The sequence below is a fragment of the Siccirubricoccus soli genome (assembly GCF_024178315.1).
In the GTDB taxonomy this organism is placed as follows: domain Bacteria; phylum Pseudomonadota; class Alphaproteobacteria; order Acetobacterales; family Acetobacteraceae; genus Siccirubricoccus; species Siccirubricoccus soli.
Genome location: NZ_JAMZIK010000329.1, coordinates 1 through 309 on the forward strand (window position 1 = coordinate 1; position 309 = coordinate 309).

The window sequence follows — 309 nt, forward strand, 5'->3', positions numbered from 1 at the left end:
CCGCCGCCCTCGCCGCCGCCGCCGGCGGCATCACCACCTTCTGCGCCCTGCCGGATACCGACCCGGCGCTGGACGACCCGGCCCTGGTGCAATTCGTGCTGCGGAAGGGGGAGGCGACGGGCGGCCTCACCCTCCTCCCCTATGGCGCCGCCACCAAGGGCTGCACGGGGAAGGAGCTGGCCGAGTACGGGTTGTTGCGGGAGGCCGGGGCCATCGCCTTCACCGACGGAAGGCGGCCCATCGCCAATGCCCGCACCATGCGCCTGGCGCTGAGCTATGCCCGCGCCTTCGGCAGCTTCGTGGTGCAGC

Annotated in this window: 1 pseudogene; it reads left to right on the forward strand. The window is 73.5% G+C overall.

Features of this window, described 5'->3' with window-relative positions:
* Window positions 1-309, forward strand: a pseudogene (locus NJ376_RS28595) (dihydroorotase); the annotation flags it as partial.